We start from the raw sequence: 17,833 nt of genomic DNA, 5'->3' as shown, positions 1-17,833 counted from the left end.
GTCCTGCCCGGCAAGCCTAGCGAGACAGGTGACAATGATCAATGTCCGAATGTACGATTAATCGAACATTTGAAAATGTGAATTGGATCGTCCTTGGCCCTCCTCGATATTTCAGATCTCGCCGTCGCCTTTGGACCGTCCGGAAGGTCCACGACCGTCGTCGACGGCGTGAGCTTCGCCGTCGAGCCCCATGAGACTGTGGCCCTCGTCGGCGAAAGCGGCAGCGGGAAGAGCGTCACCGCCCTCGCCGTCATGCGCCTTCTCCAGGAGCCCGGCCGCCTGACCCGCGGCGTCATCCGCTTCGAGGGCCGTGACCTCGCCGCCCTCGACGAACGGGCGATGGCGACGATCCGCGGCGACCGGATCGCCATGATCTTCCAGGAGCCGATGTCGTCCCTGAACCCGCTCCTGTCGGTGGGGGCCCATGTCGCCGAGCCCCTTCGCCTGCACCGCGGCCTGTCGAAGCGCGACGCCCGCGCCCGCGCGATCGCGCTCCTCGATCGCGTCGGCATCCCGTCCGCCGCCCGTCGCTACGACGACTACCCGCATCGCCTGTCGGGCGGCATGCGCCAGCGCGTGATGATCGCCGCGGCGCTGGCCTGCGAGCCCGCCCTTCTGATCGCCGACGAACCCACGACGGCGCTCGACGTCACCATCCAGGCCCAGATCATGGACCTGCTGTCGGACCTCCAGGCCGAGTTCGGCATGGGCATCCTGTTCATCACCCACGACCTCGGCATCGTCGCCGAGCATGCCCACCGCGTCGTCGTCATGTATGCCGGCCGCGTCGTCGAGCGCGCCGAGACGGCCACGCTGTTTGCCGCCGCCGCCCATCCCTATTCCGCCGCCCTGCTGCGCTGCGTCCCCGACGAGGAAGCGAGCGATCGCCTGGCCGTCATCGAGGGCACGGTTCCGGCGCCGACCGACCTGCCGTCGGGCTGCCGCTTCCAGCCGCGCTGCACCCACGCGGTCGACGCCTGCCGCGCGGCCGATCCGCCGCTCGCGCCGCGCGGCCCCGACCATGTCGCGGCCTGCATCCGCCCGCTGGATGCCGTGGCATGACCGAGCTGATCGCCGCCCGCGGGCTCACCAAGCATTTCCCCGTCCTCGGTGGCCCACTGGGCATCGCCCAGGTCGGCACCGTCCATGCGGTCGAGAACGTCGATCTCTCCGTCGCCCGCGGCGAGGTGCTGGGCCTGGTCGGCGAGAGCGGCTGCGGCAAGTCCACGCTCGGCCGCCTGCTGATCCGCCTCCTCGATCCGACCTCGGGCACGGTCCTCTTCGACGGCAGCGACATCGCCGCCGCCGAGGGCGCGGCATTGCAGGCCCTGCGCCGCCGCTTCCAGATGATCTTCCAGGATCCGTATGGCTCTCTGAACCCGCGCATGCGCGTCGACGAGATCGTCACAGAGCCGCTGCGCCTCGCCGGCCGCTCGCGCCGCGAGTGCCGCGAGCGGGCGCCGGCGCTGCTCGCGATGGTGGGCCTCTTGCCCGAGCACGGGTCGCGCTACGCGCACCAGTTCTCCGGCGGCCAGCGCCAGCGCATCGGCATCGCCCGTGCGCTGGCGCTCGATCCGGCGCTGATCGTCTGCGACGAGCCGGTGTCGGCGCTCGACGTCTCGGTGCAGGGACAGGTGGTGAACCTCCTGCGCGACCTCCAGAACGAGCGCGGCCTCAGCTACGTCTTCGTCTCCCACGACCTGCGCATCGTGCGGCACATCGCTGACCGCGTGGCGGTGATGTATCTCGGCCGCATCGTCGAGATCGGCGACAAGGAGACGATCTACCGCCGCCCTCTCCATCCCTATACCGAGGCCCTGCTCGCCGCCGTTCCAGTGCCCAGGCCGGGACGCCCGCGGCAGCGCGCCGCCGTGCAGGGCGAGATTCCGAGCCCGCTTGCCCCGCCCTCCGGCTGCGCCTTCCACCCGCGCTGCCCGATGGCCACCGACCGCTGCCGCGTCGAGCTCCCGGTGCTGCAGACAGTCGACGGCCGCGAGGTCGCCTGTCACCTGGCCGATCAGCGGGCGTAGCGCTCCCGCAGCGGGGAGCCTCGACCCCGTCGCCTCGCGATCCCCGGCCGTCAGAACTCCATCAGGTTGTCGCGCAGGTGCTTGTGGGCGTAGGCCTTCCGCGTGAGGCCACGGCGCTGCAGCTCGGGCACCAGCCCGTCGCACACTTCCATGACGTAGCGGCGGTCGAAGTATGGATTGAACATCAGGAAGCCGTCGCCGCCGACCTCCTCCATGATCTCCTGCATCACCCCGGCGACGTGGTCCGGCGTGCCGGTGAAGTCGATGCCCTGCTTGGCGGTCGCGGTCCGCGCGAGCGCGCGGGGCGTCTTGCCGATCCACTTGGCCAGTGTCGACTGGTGACCGTTGGTCGTGAGCGTCGGCGGCAGCGGCTCGTCGAGGTCGAACTTCGAGAAGTCGATGCCGGTGATGCGCGACATGCTGGAGAGGGTCGAATCGATGTGTTTCATGCCATCGACCTCTTCCAGCCGCCGGCGCTCGCGTGCCGCCTCCATGCTGACGTCGATCAGCGGCTGGGCAAGGAACAGGACCTTGATGTCGTCCGGATTGCGCCCGGCCGCCACCGCGCCCTGCCGCACCTCCTCGCGGTAGGCCTTCATGTGCTCCACCGTCGGCGCGTTGGTGATGATCGTGTCGGCCCAGCGCGAGGCGAAGCGCTGGCCGCGCGGCGAGCCGCCGGCCTGGCAGATCGGCACCCGGCCCTGCGGCGAGCGCGGCGCGTTGATCGGCCCGCGCACCTTGAAGTACTTGCCCTCGTGGTGGATCGCATGGACCTTCGAGCCGTCGGCGAACATCGGCTTCTCGCGGTCGAGCACCACGGCGTCGGGCTCCCACGCCTCCCACAGGCGGGTCACGACGTCGGCGAACTCGTCGGCCACGTCGTAGCGCTCGTCGTGCGGGCGGTGCTTCTCGTGGCCGTAGTTCTGCGCCGCGCCGTCGTTGCTGCCGGTCACGCAGTTCCAGCCGATGCGGCCTTCCGTGACGTGGTCGAGCGAGTTGACCAGGCGCGCCAGCAGGTACGGCGGGTACTCCGATACCGACAGCGTCGGCACGATGCCGAGGTGCTTCGTCGCCATGGCGAGGTACGGGACCAGCACCGCCGGATCGAGCTTGGGCGCGCTCGCCCCGTACTGCAGGTAGGTGTCGTGGCTGCCCTTGTAGGTGTAGGGCACGTTCGAGGAATCCTCGATGATGATGTAGTCGAAGCAGCCGCGCTCCAGGCCCTTCGCGAGGTCGACGAAGATGTCGGGCATCATCCAGCGATTGAGGTCGCTGCCCGGCCAGTCGCTGCGCCAGCTCTTGGGGCCGTAGCCCTGCGACAGGAACCAGGCGAGGTGGAACGGCTTCTTCATGCGCTCGCCTCCAGCCTGCGGACGAACTCGTCCTGGGTGATGGCGGTCGACGGATCGCGGCCGCGGTCGCGGTAGAACACCTCGTAGCGCTTGAACTCGACCAGCACGCGGCGCAGCTCGCCGATCGCGTCGTCGTGCAGGTCCACGCGGACGTCGATGTCCGGATAGTCGGGATCGGAAACGACGCGGATCGCCGCCGATCGCTCCGTCAGGTGGCCGTTGGCGCCGACCTGGCCGCCCGAATCGCGGCCGCCCTCAAGCGCCGCCAGGATGCGGAACTCGAGCAGGCCGTCCGGCTCCTTCTCGAAGCCGGCGCAGATCGCCTCGAGCACGTGCGGCCCCGCCAGCACGTTGCCGAACGCGACGTAGCCCTTGCCGACCTTGTGCCCTGCCCAGGGCCGGCAGCCCGAACCGGTATGGCCGACGGGATTGCCGTCGCGGTCGATGATGCCGATCTGGCGATAGGCATGATCGGGATCGTTGGCTTCCAGCATCCGCATGACCTGCGCGGGCCCCAGACCCTGGGCCATCAGCTCGATGGCGAGCGGATCGTTGCCGCGGTTGGTGAAGGCCTGCGTCTTGCAGATGCCTACTCCGGCCAGGACGCCCTCGCAGCGCCCGCCGGACCCGATCGAGAAGGTGGCGATGCCGAGCCCGAGGCGGCCCGTCTGCGGGCAGCGCGCGACGATTGAAAAGGTCATCTAGGCCTCCGCAGCCCGCAGGGTCTTCATGAATTCTTCCTGGCCCATGGCCCCCTGCGGATTGCGCTCGCGGTGGCGATAGTAGGATTCGTACTGCTTGAATTCGGTCCAGACGCGCCGCAGTTCGTCGATCGCCTTGTCGTGCAGGTCGACGCGCAGGTCGATGTCGGCGAAGGGGTCGGTCGAGTAGACGCGCAAGGCCGCGGAACGCTCCGTCTTCGGCCGTTCGCGGGTCCCCTGCCCGCCGGCGTCGCGTCCCGCCTCGATGCCCATCAGCAGGCGATGTTCCAGGTCGGCATCGGGCTCGGCCAGGAAGCCCTTGGCGATTGCGTCTGCGACCTCTGGACCGACGAGGCCGTTGCCGAAGGCGATGTAGTTCTCGCCCACGACGTGGCCGGCCCAGCCGCGGCAGTGCGGGCCGGTATGGGCGACGGCAAGCCCGCTTCGGTCGATGACCCCGATCTGCCGGTAGTCGCCATAGGGATCGTTGTCGAGAAGCTGCTGCACCACCGATCGCGCCGTGAAGCCCTGCGTCAGCAGGCGCAGCGCCAGCGCATTGTTGCGCTCGTTGGCGAAGGCCTGGCTCACGGTCACGCCGGTCATCGACTTCACGCCCCAGCAGTAGCGGCCGACGGTGATCGAAAAGGTGGCAATCCCGATCCCGAGGCGCCCCGTGCGATGGCAGCGGCCCAGCACTGTGTATGTCATGCGACTACTCTCCTACGCGCGCCGCGCCTTGAGATTGGCGACGAAGACATCCTGCGGAATCGCCTTGCCCGGGTTCCGTCCGCGCTCTCGGTAGAAGTCCTCGTAGAGCTTGAACTCCTCGAGGACGCGGCGCAGCTCCTCGACGGCGGTGGGATGGACGTCGACGCGGACGTCGACCTCGGGATAGTCGAGGCGGTCGACGACCTTGATCGCCGCCGACCGTTCGGGCTTGTGGGTCGTGGCGTTGCCCTGCCCGCCCGCGTCGCGGCCGCCTTCGAGCGCACGCATCAGCCGGTACTCCAGAGCCTCGTCGGGCCGCGCGGTGAAGCCCGCGATCAGGCCGGTCAGCACCTGCGGCCCGACCAGCCCGTTGCCGAACGCCACGCAGTCCGCGCCGATCTCGTGGCCCGACCAGCCCCGCGTGCCCGACCCGGTATGGGCGGCGACGCGCCCATCGCGGTCCATGATGGCGATCTGGCGATAGTCGTGCTCGGTATCGTTGGCCGCGAACATCTCCATCACGCGGGACGGGACGTAGCCCTGCGCCATCAGCTTGATGCCGAGCGGGTCGTTCGTCCGGTTGGGGAAGGCCTGCGTCTTGCAGACGCCGATGTTCGCCGCGACGCCCTCGCAGCGGCCGCCGACGGCCAGGGAGAAGGTCGTGATGCCGAGGCCGAGTCGGCCGGTCCTGGGGCAGCGTCCGATGATCGAGTAGGTCATTGCGCCGCCTCCTTCCGGGGCTCGAGGCCGGCGACGAACACGTCCTGCGGGACGGCGTCGCGCGGGTTCCTGCCTCGATCGCGGTAGTAGCCGCGATAAAGCTCGTACTCCTCGAAGGCACGCCGCAACTCGTCTACCGCCTTGTCGTGCAGGTCGACGCGCAGGTCGAGCTCGGCATGATCGTAGGCGCCGTACACGAACAGGCCCGCCGAGCGCTCGGTCAGATGGCCGTCGTTGCCCGCCTGCCCGCCCGAATCCCGGCCGGCCTCGATCGCCCGCAGGAGCCGGCGCTCGAAGGATTCGTCGGCGTGCTTCTCGTACGCGTCGGCGATCGCCTCGACGACCTCCGGACCGGCCAGCACGTTGCCCATGGAGACATAGCCATCGCCGACCTTGTGGCCCGCCCAGCCGCGCGTCTTGGGACCCGTGTACGCCACGGCATTTCCGTCGCGGTCGATGACCGCGATCTGGCGATACTCGTGATCCGGGTCGTTGGCGCCGAGCTCCGCCAGCACGCGCGCCGGCGAGAAGCCCTGTTCGAGAAGGCGCAGGGCCAGCGTGTTGTTGCCCTGATTGACGAAGGCCTGGCTCATCGTGGCGCCGACATTCGGGCGCAGGCCGTTGCAGTAGAGACCGACGCAGATCGAATAAGTCGCGATCCCGATTCCCAGCTGCCCGCTCTTGGGACAGCGCGCCACCAGCGTGAATGTCATGGACGTCTTCTCCCTACGAGGTCGGGGCGACGCGATGCATGAAATACGCCACGACCTATGCTGCGCTGCTGAGGGGCTCGCGCAAATCCTGCAACGCACCCTGCAGGAAACGCACGAACTCGTCGGCCACCAGCGGCAGCTGGCGCGACGCATGCGTGATGACGTCGATCGTCGCCGTATTGACGATTCGGTCGCGGATCGGCACGGCCACGACCTTGCCCGTCGTGAGGCTGTCGGCCGCCGACAGCTTCGAATGGAAGGTGATGCCGTTGTTCACGTGGACGAACTGCACGCGCAGCTGGATCGAGTTGGTCTCCAGCACCGGGTCCATGTAGATTCCTGCCGCCTTGCAGGCGATGTCGATCAGCATGCGGCTGCCCGAGTTCTTCAGCGGCAGCGCGATCGGGTAGCCGATGCTTTCGGCCAGCGAGACCTTGGCTTTCCTGGCCAGCGGATGACGCGGCGACATCAACGCGACCAGCGGCTCGCGCATCTTGAAGACGCTGGTGACCTCGCTTTCGCCGGTCGGATAGAAGACGAGGCCGATGTCGGTCCGCCCCTCGCGCACCGCCGCCATGATGCGGTCGGAGCGGTCGACGGTCACGTTGAAGGTGATGCCGGGATGGCGCCGGCTGAAGCCGACGATCACCTGCGGCAGCACGCCCGGAACCAGCGATTCGATCGCCTGCAGGTTCACCGTCCCGCGCCGGAGTCCCTTCAGCGCGTCGAGTTCGGAGCGGACGCGCTCCTCCTGGCGAAGGCTGGAACGCGCATGGCGCAGGAAGATCTCTCCCGCCGAGGTCAGCTCGACGCCGCGGGCATGACGCTGGAACAGCGGAACGCCGAGATCCTCCTCGAGCTTCTGGATCTGGCGGCTGAGCGCGGACTGGGCGACGTTGAGTTCCTCGGCGGCCTCGCGGATCGAGCCGTGGCGAGCCACGGTGGCGAAGTATCGGATGTTGGCGTTGGTCATCTGTTCGGCCTCTGCTTTCGATAGTGATGCCGAATCGGCATCGTGTCGAAGCAAAAATTGATCTTGTGCGATCACTGGGCAGCGCGCCCAATTACGCACCAGCAGGACAATCCGGGGACAGTGACGATGCTCGACATGGTCGGCGAGGCGGTGGATCGGTTGATCACCATCGAGGCGAAGAACCACGGCATGCCGCATGGCGTGCTGCTACCGATGTACGAGGCGGCGCGCAAGGCCGCAGGCGACAGGCCGGTGACCATGGCAGCGGCCGAGGGCCTGATGAAGGCGCTCGGCAAAGGCGATGTCGTGTTCATCATGACCGGCGCCGGCTACGAGCCGACGATGCCCAAGGGCGAGAGCGACGGCCCGCCGGGCGCGGCCTCGCTGGCCCGCATCCTCTATCGCGGGCTCGGCGCCATTCCGGTCTATGTCAACGAGGCTTGCCACGCCGACCCGATCGTGGCGTCGAGCGAAGCGGCCGGCCTGATGGTCAAGCCGTTCGTCCAGGCGCGCGACCGCCATCTCGGCGCGGCGATCGTGAACGCTCCGACCGACCAGTCGAAGATCAAGGCCTGGATCCAGCAGATTTACGAGGAATACAAGCCGAAGGCGGTGGTCAGCGCCGAGCGCCTCGGCGCCGGCGCCGACGGCAACGTGCACACCGCCACCGGCCTGCCGCTCACCGGCCCGGAGTCGAAGTTCGAAGGCTGCATCGACATCGGCGATGTCGTGACCGAGGCCAACCGCCGCAAGATCTTCTCGGTCGGCATCGGCGATCACGGCAACGAGCTGGGCTTCGGCACCATCTATGACGCTGTGGTCAAGACCATGCCCAAGGGCAAGGCACTGGCCACCGTCGTGAAGACCGACATCGTCATACCGGCCATGATGTCCAACTGGGGCTGCTACGGCATCGAGGCCTGCCTCGCCTACCTGCTCAAGAAGCCCCAGCTCATCCACTCGCCGGCGATGGAGAAGCGCATCGTCCAGGCCTGCCTCGATGCCGGCGGGCTCGAGGCCATGTACTGCACCACCGAGTTCCTGGTCGACGGGCTCGACGGCGAGACCTCGATGGCCTGCATGCAGTTCCTGTCCAACATCGTGCGCAAGAATCTCGAGCCGCCCGATGCCGGACTGACGCACTGAGCGGTGGGCCTGCCATGGATCTTGCCCAGCACGTCGCCCGCCACAGCTCGGCCACGCCCGAGCAATATGCCCTGATCGGCCGCCACATCGATCGGCTGGTCACCGTCGAGGCCCGTATCTCGCCGACCTCGCGCAACGTCATCGTCAACCTCCACGAGGCGGCGTGCGCCGCCCAGGGCGGCGGCCCGCTCTCCATGCTGGCCGCGCGCCAGATCCTCGAGCATCTCGGTCCGGGCAAGACGGTGTTCATCACCACGGGTGCCGGCGATCCGCGCTTTTTGCCCGCCGGCGAGACCGACGGTCCGCCGGGCGTGGCGGCGCTGGCGCTTGCCATCCATGCCGCGACCGGCGCGGTGCCCCTCCTCTTCACCGAGGCGCCGTTCGTCGACAATCTGGCCGCGACGACGCTGGCCGTCGGATTGGGCATCCGCGAGCCGCGCCACGCCCTCGACACGGGATACACCACGGCCGTCCTGCCGCTCGCCTACGACGAGACCGCCGAGCAGCAGGCTGCCCATTATCTCGACACCTACAAGCCGGCACTGGTGATCAGCATCGAGAAGATCGGCCCGAATTCCAGGGGCATCGCCCATACCTCCACCGGGACGCCGACGGCGGGAGACCGCGCCCGTGCCGAATGCCTGTTCGACGAGGCGGCGCGCCGGGGCATCCCCTCGCTCGGCATCGGCGACAACGGCAACGAGATCGGTTTCGGCCTGATCCCCGACGCCGTGGCGAAGTACAAGCCGAACGGCGAGCGCCTGTGCACCCGGGTCAAGACCGACGTGCTGGTCCCCGCCAATACCTCCAACTGGGGGGCCTACGCGGTCGAGGCTGCCCTCGCCGTGCTCACCGGGAAGCCGGAAATCATGCATTCGGCGGAGACCGAGCGCCGCATGATCGAGGCCTGCGTCGATGCCCACGGCGCCGACGGAAGCACCGGCCGCCACATCCTTCAAGTCGACGGCATGCCGGCCGAGATGTCCTGCGCCGTCGTCACCATGCTTGGCATCATCGTGCGCAACGGGCTGCTGAGCGGCTTCAAGCGAGCCTTCTAGGAGAAGACAGTGGCAATAGACGAAATCGTCGGCGATTCCATCGATCGCGCGATCAACATCGAGATGCGCTTCCGCGCCGGCCTGCCGCGCGGCGTCACCTATCCGCTCTACGAGGCGGCGCGCAAGAAGCAGAAGAAGCCGCTCACCTGGCTGGCGGCCAAGCTCCTGATCGATTCGGTGAAGCCCGGCGACAACGTGTTCGTCGTCACGGGCGCCGGTACGCCGCCCGGCCTGCCGGCCGGCGAGACCGACGGCCCGCCGGGTGCGGCCGCCATCGCCCGCGCCATCGAGATCGGGCTGGGCGCCAAGCCCATCCTGATCAGCGAGGCGCGCAACATGCCGGCGACGGTCAAGGCCACCGAGGCCGCCGGCATCGCCGTCGTCGACGAGAAGCTGTTCAAGCAGCGCCGGTCGGTGGCGCTGGCGATCGATTTTCCGCTGGGCGACGCCGCCGGCAAGAAGGCCGCGGCCGCGCTCGCCCGCAAATACAAGCCGGCGGCCATGATCTTCATCGAGAAGGTCGGGCCCAACGTCAAAGGCATCTACCACTCGATCATGGGAACACCGCGTACGCCGGACAAGATCGCGAGCGCCTACCATCTCGCCGACTTCGCCCGCGCCAACGGCATCCCGACGATCGGCGTCGGCGACGGCGGCAACGAGATCGGCTGCGGCGTCATCAAGGAAGCGGTGCGCGAGATCCAGCCCTTCGGAAAGGACTGCGGCTGCCCGTGCCACGGCGGCGTTGGCACGGTTACTGAATGCGACGTCCTGGTGTTCGCCGCGGTTTCGAATTGGGGAGCGTACGGCATCGCAGCGGCGCTGGCGGGCCATCTCGGCAATCGAGAGGTGCTGCATGACGAGGCGACGGAGCTGCGGATCGTGCTGGGCAGCGTCGCGGGAGGAGCGATGGACGGGGCCTATTCCCGGCTCATCCCCTACGTGGACGGCACATCGGACAGGGTGCAGGCAAGTTTGATCACCATCCTGCACCAGATCGTTGAGAACGGCCTGAAGGAATACGACAGGGGCTTCTGACGAGTACGAAGCAGGAGGCGGTGATGAGGAAGGGGTCGACGATGACAAACGGAATGGGAATCACACGTCGGGGATTCACGACGGGAGCGGTCGGCGCTGGCCTTCTTCTCGGCACCGGCCGCGCGCCGGCGATCGCCCAGGGCAAGCGCGACCTTCGGGTCGGCGTCTGGGGCGGCGAGTTCGGCAATCTGAGCCCGGTGATCCGCTTCGACATCCAGGGCGGCTTGGTCCTCTACAACATCTTTGACGGCCTGGTGCGGATCGACTTCGGCAAGCGCACCATCGAGCCGATGCTGGCGCTGGAATGGGCCAACCCCGATCCGCTGACCTGGCGCATCAAGCTTCGCGAGGGCGTGAAGTGGCAGAAGGGCTTCGGCGAGTTCACCGCCGAGGACGTGGTCTACACCTGGAACTACCACCTGGAATCGAAGAGCTTCCAGGTCGGCACCGCCCTCTTCCCGGTCGATACGGTCAAGGCCGACGGCAAGTACGTCGTCGAGGTCAAGACCAAGCAGCCCTTCGGCGCCTTCCCCGGCGTCACCATGGGCTATGGCGGCACCATGATCTCGGCCAAGGCGCACAAGGAGATGGGCAACCAGGCCTACTCCGCCACGCCGGTGGGCAACGGCGCCTTCCAGATCGAGAGCAAGCGCGGCGCCGAGATCGTGCTGGTGCGCAATCCCGACTACTGGCGCACCGGTTTCCCGAAGATGGACAAGATCGTCTATCGCGCCATCCCGGATTCGACGACCCGCCTGCAGGCGTTGATGAAGAACGAGCTCGACTTCGTCACCCATCCCGACCCGAAGGAAGTGGCCGGGGTGCGCAAGAACAGCAACTTCGTCGTCAAGTCGACGCCGGGCTGGGAATGGGACTATCAGCAGTTCAACCTCAAGAAGACCGGCACGCCGTTCGAGAACAAGCTGGTGCGCCAGGCCATCTCCTACGCGATCGACCGCGAGGCGATCGTGAACGAGATCTACTATGGCGAGGCGATCGCCACCGACAACCAGATCCCCGCAGGCTACCTCGCCTTCCGCAAGCCGCTGCTCAAGTATCCCAAGAACGGCGACCTGAAGAAGGCCAAGGAGCTGATGGCCCAGGCCGGCGCCAAGGGCTACGAGGTCGAGGTCATCACCTCGGACAAGGACTGGCTCCGCAAGGAGCTCGAGCTGGTGGCCGCGATGGTCAGCCAGATCGGCATCACCTACAAGATCAAGAACATGGACATGGGCGGCTACAACAATCTGTGGCTGAACCGGCGCTACGACCAGGTCCTCGAGGACATCACCCTGGTGGCCCCGGACCCCGACGCCACCTCCTGGTGGTTCCTGCACAGCAAGGGCAATGCGTCCGGCTACAACAATCCGCTGATGGACACGCTGCTCGACGGCGCCCGCAGCGAGCGCGACGCCGCCAAGCGCGAGGGCATGTACCACAAGATCGTCGACATGACGCTCGACGAGTGCCCGCTGATCTATCACTGCAACACCACGAACATCCAGGTATTCAACAAGTCCCTGAAGGGCTTCGATCCGACGCCCCAGGAGTACATGGAAAAGCTCGACACGATCGAATGGAGCTGAAGACATCCTTCTCGCGCGCCGGCGACGGTGCGCGAGTCGTCGGAGGGGCCGCGGCAGGCTGGACCCGCTCGCAGGCTGCGGCCCCTCCGACAATCTCCCCGAAGGGCTGATCGATGTGGCGCTATCTCGGGCGACGCCTGATCCAGGTTCCGCTGGTCCTGATCGTGGTCTCGCTGATGACGTTCCTGATCACGCGGGCGACGCCCGGCGATCCGGTCCAGATCATGCTCGGCATGCAGACCTCCAAGGAAGCCGCCGAGGCGATGCGCGAGGAGTTCAACCTCGACCGCTCGTTGCCCGAGCAGTATTTGCTGTGGATCAGCAAGGTCGTCACGGGCGATCTCGGCCGCTCGATCCGGCTCAACGATCCCGTGACGAGCCTCCTGGCCGAACGGCTGCCGGTCAGCCTGCAGCTTGCCGCCGCGGCGATGGCTTTCGCCCTCTTGGTATCGATTCCCCTGGGCGTGCTGGCGGCGCTGAGACGCAATACCTGGATCGACTATCTCTGTACCGGCTACACGGTCGCCGGCTTCGCCATTCCCAACTTCGGGCTGGCGCTGATCCTGATCTATGTCTTCTCGATCAAGCTCGACTGGCTGCCGATCACCGGAATCGGTACGGCCGAGCAGGTCTCCGGCGGCCTCTGGACCTACATCCGTCCGTTCATCATCCCGGCGGTCGCGCTCGGCACCCTGCAGACGGCGATCCTTACCCGCCTGCTGCGGTCGAGCATGATCGACGTGCTGTCGCAGGACTACATGCGCACGGCACGCGCCAAGGGGCTGATGCCGCCGACCATCATCGTCGTCCACGCGCTCAAGAACGCGATGATCCCGTTCGTGACCATGGCCGCGATTCAGTTCGGCTACATGATCGGCATCCAGGTGACGATCGAGTACATCTTCGCCGTTCCGGGCATGGGCTCCGCCGTGCTGAACGCCGTGGTCAACCGCGACTTTCCCGTGATCCAGGGCTTCACCCTGGTCATCGCCGCCTTCTTCCTGTTCGCGAACATCCTGGCGGACGCCCTCTACGCCCTGCTCGACCCGCGCATCCGCTTCTGAGATGTCGACGGTCACCCCCTCTGCCGCGCCCCGCATATCGAGCGCCTTCGCCCTGGCCGCTCGCCAGTTCCCGCGCCACCGCGCCGCCATGGCGGGCTTCGCTTTCCTGGTGCTGATCGCGCTCGCGGCCATCCTGGCGCCCTGGGTCTCGCCCTTCGACCCCGTGCAGATCAAGCTGAGCGCCAAGCTGAAGCCGCCGTCGCTCGAGCACTGGCTTGGCACCGACCATTTCGGTCGCGACATCTTCTCACGCCTGATCTGGGGCGCGCGCACGTCGCTCAGCGTCGGGATCCTGGTCGTGGCCTTCGCGTTCTCGCTCGGTGTCCCGCTGGGCCTGACCTCCGGCTACCTGGGCGGCCGCGTCGACAACCTCCTGATGCGCATGGTCGACGCCTTCCTGACCTTTCCGCCGCTGCTCCTGGCCGTGGCGCTGGTCGGCCTGCTGGGACCCGAGATCCAGAACGTCATGCTGGCGCTCGGCCTCGTCCAGGCGCCCGTGCTCGCCCGCATCGTGCGCGGCTCGACGCTGGCGGTGCGCGAGGATGTCTACGTCACCGCCGCCCGCGCGCTCGGCGCGCCGACGACCCGCATCGTGCTCGCGCACATCCTGCGCAACGTCGTCTCGCCCATCGTCGTGCAGCTCACCGTCGTGTTCTCGGCCGCCGTCGTGTCCGAGGCATCGCTCTCCTTCCTCGGGTTCGGCACCCAGCCGCCGCAGCCCAGCTGGGGCCGCGACATGAGCGAGGCCCGGCGATTCCTGGGTGACGCACCCTGGATGTTCATGGCGCCCACGGGAATCATCGTTCTCTGCGTGCTCAGCATCAATTTCATGGGCGACGGATTGCGCGACGCGCTCGATCCGCGGGCCTGGCGCACCCGCCGGCGCCTCGCCGAGGGAGAGGGCTGATGGCGCTGCTGAGCGTCCGCAACCTGCAGACCCGGTTCGCCACCGATCGCGGCGTCGTGCGCGCCGTCGACGGCGTCTCCTTCGATCTCGAAGAAGGCGAGGTGCTGGGCCTCGTTGGCGAAAGCGGCAGCGGCAAGAGCGTGACCGCGCTCTCCATCATGCGCTTGGTGCCCGAACCGCCGGGTCGCGTCACTGCCGACGCCATCACGCTCGAAGGGACCGACCTGCTTCGACTGAGCGAGGCCCAGGCGCGCGAGATCCGCGGCGCCCGCATGGCCATGATCTTCCAGGACCCGATGCGCTCGCTGAACCCGGTGCTCACGGTGGGACGGCAGATGACCGAAGTCCTGCGCCGCCATCGGAAGCTGGACGGCACCGCGGCGCGCCGCCGCGCGATCGAGCTCCTCGAGATGGTCGGCATCCCGATGGCCGAGCGGCGCCTCGCCGCCTACCCGCACCAGTTCTCCGGCGGCATGCGCCAGCGCGTCATGATCGCCATTGCGCTCTCGTGCAACCCCCGCCTGTTGATCGCCGACGAGGCCACCACCGCTCTCGACGTGACGATCCAGGCCCAGATCATCGACCTGGTGAAGCGCCTTCAGCACGACAGCGGCACCTCCGTCATCTGGATCAGCCACGATCTCGGCGTCGTCGCCGGCCTCTGCGATCGCGTGAACGTCATGTACGCCGGCCGGATCGTCGAGACCGCTCCGGTGCGCGAGCTGTTCCATCGCCCCGCCCACGGCTACACGCTCGGCCTCATGGGCTCGACGCCCCGCCTCGACGGCACGGGCGGGCCGCGCCTGACGCCGATCGAGGGACTGCCGCCCAACCTGATCGACCCGATCCCCCTCTGCCCCTTCCTGCCGCGTTGCCGCGTCGCCGTCTCGGAATGCCGCCAGCGGCCGCCGGAGCGGCGCAACTTCGGGGCCGAGCATTGGGCGGCCTGCCTCGCGGACCTGTCGCCATGAGCGCCCTGCTCGAGGTCGAGGACCTGGAAGTCGTCTACGGCCGGCCGGGCTCGCCTGGCGCGGTCAAGGCTGTCGACGGCGTCAGCTTCCGCGTCGAACGCGGCCGCACGCTTGGCCTGGTCGGCGAATCGGGCTGCGGCAAGTCGACGACCGGCTACGCCCTGCTGCAGCTCGTGCGGCCGACCGCCGGCCGCGTCGTGTTCAACGGCACCGACCTCTGCGGCCTAGAGCGGTCGGCGCTGCGCCGGATGCGCCGCAAGCTGCAGATCATCTTCCAGGATGCCCACGCCTCGCTGAACCCGCGCATGCCGATCGGCGCCCTGGTCGGCGAGGCGCTCGACATCCATGGCCTGCATCCCGGCGGCGCCCGCGCACCGCGAATCCGCCAGCTGCTGGACATGGTCGGCCTGGCCGGCCACCTCGTCGAGCGTTACCCGCACGAGCTGAGCGGCGGGCAGGCGCAGCGCGTCGCGATCTGCCGGGCGCTCGCGGTCGAACCGGAGCTGATCGTGTGCGACGAGCCCGTGTCGGCGCTCGACGTTTCGATCCAGGCCCAGATCGTGAACCTCCTGCAGGACCTGCAGCAGCGGCTCGGCCTCGCCTACATCTTCATCTCTCACGACCTAAGCGTCGTGCGGCATGTCAGCGACGACATCGCCGTCATGTATCTCGGCCGCATCGTCGAGTTCGCCGGCAAGCGTGGGATCTACGAGGCGCCCGCCCATCCCTACAGCCGGGCGCTGATGTCGGCCGTGCCGGTCCCGGATCCCGAGCTGGAGGCGAAGCGGCAGCGCGTCATCCTCACCGGCGACCTTCCCGACCCGGCTCACCCGCCGTCGGGCTGCCGCTTCCGCACGCGTTGCCCGGTGGCGATCGACGAATGCGCCGCCGTCGACCCCGTGCAGTACCCGCTGGAACCGGGCCACTGGGCCAAGTGCATCCGCCTCGCCAAGGGAGCGTGAGTTGGAGATCGCCGCGGACAATATCGACAAGCTGATCAACATCGAGATGCGGCGCACCGGCATGCCGCGCGGCAAGAAGTGGGTGCTCTGGGAAATCGCGCGCGCGGTCTCGCCGGAACCCCTGGTGCTGGCCGCCGCCCGCCTGCTCGACCGCCCGCCGTCCGACATGGCCATCGTCACCGGTGCGGCCGTGCCCGATCACATGCCGGTGGGCGAGAACGACGGCCCGTTCGGCGCGGTCGTGCTGGCCGCGGCGCTCACGCGTCTTGGCCACAAGGTCACGATCTACACCGATCCCGATCCCCTGCCGCCGATCGCCATGCTGGTGGAACGTGCGGGTATCGACGCCGCGGTCGAGCCTCTCGCCCTCGGCGACACCAGCCAGCAGGAGAAGATCGCCGCGAAGCACGACGTGTTCGTGGCGATCGAGCGCCTGGGCGGCAACCGGAACGGCCAGATCTACGGCGTCACGGGCGTCAGCCGCTCCGCCCACCGCGCCAACGTCGACACGATCTTCCGGACGGCCGCGGCGCTCGGCAAGCCGACGCTGGGGATCGGCGACGGCGGCAACGAGATCGGCTTCGGCAAGGTCCACGCGGCGCTCGAGAAGCGCCTGCCCGAGCACACGATGGCGACGACCACGCCCTGCGGCGGCGGCGTATTCTCCGTCGTGCCGACCGACGTGCTGGCCGTGGGCACGACATCGAACATCGGCGCCTATGGCGTGGTCGCCGCGCTCGCCCTGCTGAAGCGCGATACCGGCCTGTGTCATGCGCCGGACGAGGAAATCGCCCTGCATCATGTCGGAGTCGGCCTGGGGCTGGTCGACGGCGGGGGCGGCGAGCGGATCCCCTGGTGCGACGGCGTCCCGGCGGTATCCAGCGCCGCCCTCGTCACCCTCATGCGCAATATCGTCGACAGGACCCTCGATCCGCCGCGCGTGCGCAAGTTCTGAGGGACCGGCCGAGGCCCCGCGCCGGCCTCAGTGATAGATGAAGAGAGGCAGCGGTACCGCGTCGAACAGGTGCCGGGTGCAGGAGCCGAACAGGACGTCGCGCAGGCGACGATGACCGAAGGCCCCCATCACCAGCAGGCGGGCGCCGATCTCTCCGGCGCGGCGGGTGATCTGGGCCGCCGGATCGTCGTGCGATTCGCTGGTGTCGATCTGGGGTTCGATCCCGTGCGCCTGCAGGAACGCGGCCGCCCGCCCTGCCACGGCACGGGCCTCCGAATGCTGCTGGCCCATGGACAGGACGTGCACCGCCGTCCCCTCCAGCATGCCGACCAGAACGGCCATCTGAAGCGACTTCGCAGCCGGCAGGCTGCCGTCGTAGGCCACCAGGACCGGTCCGCCGTCGGGAACCGCGGGACCCGTCACGAGGACAGGCCGGCTGCCGTGCTGGATCACGTGCTCGACGAGCGGCGTCACGCCATGCTCGGCCGGCTCGAGGTGGAATTCGGCGTCCCGGCCGGTGATCACCAGGTCGCAGGTCTCGATGCGCTGGAGGAGCTCGCTCCGGACGTCGCTTTCCATGACCGAGCACGGCGCCTCGAGGCCCTGGGCGGCCATCGAGCTCTCGAAGGCCTGGGGCAGCGCGGCCACCCGCGCCCGACGGTCGCGTGCCTGCCGCTCGCGCTGCTGCAGCCGATTGTAGGCATATTCGGCGCCGCCCAGGGGCGCCAGCTCGCCGCGATCGAGATCGGCCATCTCGAAACCGGTCACGCCGTGCAACTGTGCGCCCGTGCGCAGGGCCAAGGCCGCCGCCAGGCGCCGAGCGGCGAGCGACGACGGCGTGTCGTCCACGGTGACAAGTATCGAACGCATGTGCCTCCTCCCAACGGGCAATTTGCTCTAGCATGATGATTGCTAGGCGGGAACCAGCCCCTCGGGGCGGCGCGTTGAC

At 68.2% G+C, this 17,833-nt stretch carries 18 protein-coding genes; 11 read left to right on the top strand and 7 right to left on the bottom strand.

The features are described from left to right. Positions 1-93 precede the first annotated feature (93 nt). On the top strand, positions 94-1,062 hold the full coding sequence (locus ACO073_RS15865) for an ABC transporter ATP-binding protein (protein WP_421998575.1): 969 nt from the start codon (positions 94-96) through the stop codon (positions 1,060-1,062). Continuing rightward, positions 1,059-2,030 carry an ABC transporter ATP-binding protein gene (locus ACO073_RS15860; protein WP_421998573.1) on the top strand — a complete coding sequence of 324 codons (972 nt, stop codon included), beginning with the start codon at positions 1,059-1,061 and terminating at the stop codon, positions 2,028-2,030. The genes ACO073_RS15865 and ACO073_RS15860 overlap by 4 nt, the downstream gene beginning before the upstream one ends. Before the next feature lie 50 nt (positions 2,031-2,080). Here ACO073_RS15860 and ACO073_RS15855 read toward each other — a convergent pair whose 3' ends face one another. Genes ACO073_RS15855 through ACO073_RS15830 form a run of 6 tightly spaced genes read right to left on the bottom strand, consistent with a single transcriptional unit; the run spans position 2,081 to position 7,197 of the window. After that, positions 2,081-3,382 (bottom strand): NtaA/DmoA family FMN-dependent monooxygenase, encoded by a 1,302-nt coding sequence (locus ACO073_RS15855; protein WP_421998572.1) that lies wholly within the window; start codon positions 3,380-3,382, stop codon positions 2,081-2,083. Further along, positions 3,379-4,083: a DUF1028 domain-containing protein gene (locus tag ACO073_RS15850; RefSeq protein ID WP_421998571.1), complete on the bottom strand. Its 705-nt coding sequence runs from the start codon at positions 4,081-4,083 to the stop codon at positions 3,379-3,381. The genes ACO073_RS15855 and ACO073_RS15850 overlap by 4 nt, the downstream gene beginning before the upstream one ends. After that, positions 4,084-4,791 (bottom strand): DUF1028 domain-containing protein, encoded by a 708-nt coding sequence (locus ACO073_RS15845; RefSeq protein WP_421998569.1) that lies wholly within the window; start codon positions 4,789-4,791, stop codon positions 4,084-4,086. 12 nt (positions 4,792-4,803) lie between these two features. Then, positions 4,804-5,511 carry a DUF1028 domain-containing protein gene (locus tag ACO073_RS15840; protein WP_421998568.1) on the bottom strand — a complete coding sequence of 236 codons (708 nt, stop codon included), beginning with the start codon at positions 5,509-5,511 and terminating at the stop codon, positions 4,804-4,806. After that, complete coding sequence (locus tag ACO073_RS15835) at positions 5,508-6,224, bottom strand: DUF1028 domain-containing protein (protein ID WP_421998567.1); 717 nt, start codon at positions 6,222-6,224, stop codon at positions 5,508-5,510. The genes ACO073_RS15840 and ACO073_RS15835 overlap by 4 nt, the downstream gene beginning before the upstream one ends. Positions 6,225-6,279: 55 nt before the next feature. Next, positions 6,280-7,197 (bottom strand): LysR family transcriptional regulator, encoded by a 918-nt coding sequence (locus ACO073_RS15830; protein ID WP_421998566.1) that lies wholly within the window; start codon positions 7,195-7,197, stop codon positions 6,280-6,282. Between the two features lie 126 nt (positions 7,198-7,323). Between ACO073_RS15830 and ACO073_RS15825 the strand changes: the two genes are divergently transcribed. The 9 genes from ACO073_RS15825 to ACO073_RS15785 all read left to right on the top strand — a co-directional run bounded on the left by ACO073_RS15825 (position 7,324) and on the right by ACO073_RS15785 (position 16,884). After that, positions 7,324-8,343, top strand: a complete 1,020-nt coding sequence (locus ACO073_RS15825) for a glutamate cyclase domain-containing protein (protein ID WP_422002155.1) — start codon at positions 7,324-7,326, stop codon at positions 8,341-8,343. 14 nt (positions 8,344-8,357) lie between these two features. Then, positions 8,358-9,401 (top strand): glutamate cyclase domain-containing protein, encoded by a 1,044-nt coding sequence (locus ACO073_RS15820; RefSeq protein ID WP_421998565.1) that lies wholly within the window; start codon positions 8,358-8,360, stop codon positions 9,399-9,401. Between the two features lie 9 nt (positions 9,402-9,410). Continuing rightward, positions 9,411-10,439: a glutamate cyclase domain-containing protein gene (locus ACO073_RS15815; RefSeq protein WP_421998564.1), complete on the top strand. Its 1,029-nt coding sequence runs from the start codon at positions 9,411-9,413 to the stop codon at positions 10,437-10,439. A gap of 53 nt (positions 10,440-10,492) precedes the next feature. Further along, positions 10,493-12,025: an ABC transporter substrate-binding protein gene (locus ACO073_RS15810; protein ID WP_421998563.1), complete on the top strand. Its 1,533-nt coding sequence runs from the start codon at positions 10,493-10,495 to the stop codon at positions 12,023-12,025. Positions 12,026-12,138: 113 nt separating this feature from the next. Continuing rightward, entirely contained in the window at positions 12,139-13,089 is a 951-nt protein-coding gene (locus ACO073_RS15805; RefSeq protein ID WP_421998561.1) for an ABC transporter permease, read from the top strand. A 1-nt stretch (position 13,090) separates the two neighbouring features. After that, positions 13,091-13,996 carry an ABC transporter permease gene (locus tag ACO073_RS15800; RefSeq protein WP_421998560.1) on the top strand — a complete coding sequence of 302 codons (906 nt, stop codon included), beginning with the start codon at positions 13,091-13,093 and terminating at the stop codon, positions 13,994-13,996. Next, a complete protein-coding gene (locus ACO073_RS15795; protein WP_421998559.1) occupies positions 13,996-14,967 on the top strand; it encodes an ABC transporter ATP-binding protein in 972 nt (323 codons plus the stop codon). Before ACO073_RS15800 ends, ACO073_RS15795 begins: the two co-directional genes overlap by 1 nt. Continuing rightward, on the top strand, positions 14,964-15,929 hold the full coding sequence (locus ACO073_RS15790) for an ABC transporter ATP-binding protein (RefSeq protein ID WP_421998558.1): 966 nt from the start codon (positions 14,964-14,966) through the stop codon (positions 15,927-15,929). The genes ACO073_RS15795 and ACO073_RS15790 overlap by 4 nt, the downstream gene beginning before the upstream one ends. 1 nt (position 15,930) lies before the next feature. Further along, positions 15,931-16,884, top strand: coding sequence for a glutamate cyclase domain-containing protein (locus tag ACO073_RS15785; protein WP_421998557.1), 954 nt, complete (start codon positions 15,931-15,933; stop codon positions 16,882-16,884). Positions 16,885-16,911: 27 nt separating this feature from the next. On the opposite strand, the gene ACO073_RS15780 is transcribed toward ACO073_RS15785, so the two are convergent. Next, on the bottom strand, positions 16,912-17,754 hold the full coding sequence (locus ACO073_RS15780; protein WP_421998556.1) for a universal stress protein: 843 nt from the start codon (positions 17,752-17,754) through the stop codon (positions 16,912-16,914). Positions 17,755-17,833: the final 79 nt, after the last annotated feature.

It is taken from the genome of Reyranella sp. (assembly GCF_965229815.1).
GTDB lineage: Bacteria > Pseudomonadota > Alphaproteobacteria > Reyranellales > Reyranellaceae > Reyranella.
Note: the sequence above shows the minus strand (reverse complement) of the source record. Positions and strands in the feature narration are given on the sequence as shown.